This window comes from Methylobacterium nigriterrae (genome assembly GCF_037106235.1).
GTDB lineage: Bacteria > Pseudomonadota > Alphaproteobacteria > Rhizobiales > Beijerinckiaceae > Methylobacterium > Methylobacterium nigriterrae.
The window spans coordinates 1-3,068 of record NZ_JBAWTG010000270.1 but is presented as its reverse complement, the minus strand read 5'-3'; the positions used below and the strand labels follow the sequence as shown (position 1 = coordinate 3,068).

General features: G+C 68.4%; 1 protein-coding gene and 1 pseudogene. Both read left to right on the top strand.

Going from position 1 to position 3,068, the window contains the following annotated elements; translation table 11 throughout:
- Positions 1-984, top strand: a pseudogene (locus WDW90_RS35905) (hypothetical protein); the annotation flags it as partial.
- Positions 974-2,989: a plasmid replication protein, CyRepA1 family gene (locus tag WDW90_RS35900; RefSeq protein ID WP_336492521.1), complete on the top strand. Its 2,016-nt coding sequence runs from the start codon at positions 974-976 to the stop codon at positions 2,987-2,989. The pseudogene WDW90_RS35905 and the gene WDW90_RS35900, both read left to right, overlap by 11 nt.
- Positions 2,990-3,068: the final 79 nt, after the last annotated feature.

Here is a 3,068-nt window from a genome sequence, read left to right as displayed (position 1 = left end):
GGCCTTTCGGTCGAGGAGGCGCTCGCCAACCCCTTCGTCCGGCAGCACGGCCGCATGCTCTACACGACGGCGCGCCACAGCCCGGAAGCGCACCGCTTCCGCATCGTCTTCCTGTTGCCCGAGACGGTCACCTGCCCACGCCGGATGAGGGCGGTCAACCGCGGCCTGGCGCGACGTCTCGGCGGGGACATGGCAGCGACGGATGCCACCCGGATCAGCTTCGGCAACCGCAGGGCACAGGTGCACCACATCGGCGGCGAGCTCGGCTCCGAGCTCCTGCGCGAGCTGATCGCCGACGCCGCCCTGCCGGACGACACCGAGCTGCCGACCCGCGAGATCGCCAGCCGCCGTTCGGTCGTGACGCTCGGCCCCCGTCAGGAGCTGTGGCTGGCCAACGGGCGGCAGGCCTTGCTGTGCGACGTCCCGCCGAGAACGGCAGTTTACTGCCCCGTCCACCCGGACGAGAACCCGAGCGCCGTCGTGATCCAGAACCGCCACGGCGTGCCCGGCGTCTTCTGCTCGGCTTGCGCGAAGAGCTACTGGCCCGGCGACCAGCCGCGTGACGAGTATGATCCCGACGACTTCGTTCGGACGGCCCGGGCCGTGGCAGCCGCCGCCGAATCGACCCAGCCGGAGGAGGACGCCTGGCCGAGCCGGGATGTGCTCACCCGCGAGCGCCTCACCGGCTGCCGGGTTCACATCGTCTCCGGGCGGCCGGCTCCCACCGTGCCGCTGCCCGGCATTACGCTCGCGATGAGCGACAAGGGCACCGGCAAGACCGAGGCCATGAGGCAGGTGGGCGCGTGCGTGAAGACGGTCCTGCTCATCGGCCATCGCCGCACGCTCATCCGGGGCAGCTGCAAGCGGCTCGACCTCACCTGCTACCTCGACCTGAACAAGAGCGCCGCAAAGCCCGCCGCGGGGCCGAAGGAGGATGCGGCCTCCCTGCTGCCCTTCCTGTGCGAGGACGAGGATGACCGCTGAGACGAGAACGCCCGCCAGGAAGAGGCCCTACCGGAAGCGCCGGGTCCGCAAGACGCCCAAGCGCTTCGGGATATGTCTCGACAGCCTGCACCAGATCCGGCTCGAGGACGGCTTCGAGCTCGTCATCATCGACGAGTCCGAGCAGGTGTTCGGTCATCTCTTCTCGGACACGATCACCTCGCGCGGCCACCAGGACCGCCTCTACAAGATCCTCCGCGAAGTCGTGCGCGGGGCAAAGCACGTCGTCGCGCTCGATGCCGACCTTGGCTACCTCACCCACAACACCCTGGCCCGCATGGTGAGCCGGCCGGGTGCGGACGGGGCCTGGCAGCGAGATAAGCCCATCCGCCTCTGGATCAACGAAACGCCCTCGGCCGACCGGAGGACGATCGAGCTCTACGAGAACAAGAACCACCTCATCAGCGATCTGCTGCAGGCCGTCGCGGACGGGAAGCGGTGCTTCGTCACCGCCAACTCGAAGAAGCTGATCGTCAAGCTCGCGGCCATCCTCCGCAACCGGTTCGGCGCCACCAAGCGGCTCATCACGGTCACGGCCGACACCGGCTCACGGGCCGAGGTGCAGGACTTCGTGGCGAACGCCGCAGCCCGGGCCGCTCTCTATGACGTCATCCTCTGCTCGCCCTCGCTCGGTACGGGCGTGGACATTACGTTTCCCGATAACGCCAAGCTCGTGGATGCCGTGTTCGGCTTCTGCGAGCCGGGGATCAACACGCACCTCGACTTCGACCAGCAGCTTGCCCGCGTCCGCCATCCCGGGGCTGCCAAGGTCTGGATCACGCCCCGCCGCTTCACCTTCGAAACCCATGTCGACGTCGTGCGGCACGACATCCTGCGGGCGGGGCTGTACAAGGACATGCTCGACGGCTTCGACGACGACGGCAAGCCACGCTTCATCGAAGACGACCCGCTGATCGAGATGGCGGTCCTCCTCAAGTCGGCCGAGCGCGCCTCGAAGAACAACCTCCGCGGCAACTACGTCCGCTACAAGCAGGCCCGGGGCTGCACCATCATCCATGTCGGCAAGAACCTCGACCGGAGCGTCGACGGTCATGCAGCCCTGAAGCGGGGAGCGGACCTGGCCGGCGAGGAGCTCGTGGCCGAGATCGTGGGTGCGTCCGTTCTGGCGCGGCCCGAACTCGAGCAGGTTCAAAAGTCGCTCGAAGCCGGTGGGGTCGTCAGCGAGGCGACCCGCTGGTCCTACGAGCGCACGCGCCTGGAGCTGTTCTACCGGGCCGTGGCGTCGCCGGACCTGGTCCGGCTCGACCGGGGCGGCAGATTCCGGCGGGAAGTCCGCCTGTTCGAGGAGGTCACCCGGCTCCCGCCGGAGGCCGTCCCGGCGAACCCGCTCGAGCCGCTGCACAAGGATCTCAGCTTCATCGGCGACGCCAGGCAGGATCTCGCCCCGGTCCTCGTCCGGCTGTTCCGGCTGACGCCGCTGTGGCGGGAGCATCGCCACGATCCACTGCCCTTCGGGGTGCTCGAGACCAGGCCAGGCCGCCTCGTTCCGCAGCCGGATGCGATCCGGCTGGTCTCGGACGGACGCGTTGCGGGAATGTTCGATGCCGAGGCGGTGTTCGACACCCGTGACCTCGAGGCCCTGGCGCGGTTCATGACCGACAACAAGGGGCCGCTGGAGAGCCTGCTTGGCTGCGAGGTCCGCTCCGACATCCTGAGGAAGCCGGCCCAGCAACTGGGGCAAGTGCTCGGCCTCCTGGGGCTCGGCCACACGCGGGTCGGCACCCAGAAGGTCTCGGGCCGGAAGATCCGCCGCTACAGGCTCGACGCGGCCGCCCTGTCCGCGATGGAGGAGATCGTGGCCCGGCGGGAGCGGAAGAAGGGCTGGGCGTCCCTCGCCGACCGCTACGGGCCGCAGATGGACCCGTCGGACAACGATGATTGGAGCGGGATCGAGGCGGAGATCGAACGCGCGGCCGAGTTCGTGCGGGGGACAACGGGGGACATTACAGGGAGGGGGAAAGAATGATCTCTATAGAAAAACCCCAGTTGTCCCCGCCGGCGGGAAGGAGAGGACGTACTTGGGGACAACGAGGGTCATTACAGGA

Coding starts and splice junctions, on each gene's coding strand:
- WDW90_RS35900 (WP_336492521.1), top strand. CDS start 974: ATGACCGCTGAGACGAGAACGCCCGCCAGGAAGAGGCCCTACCGGAAG.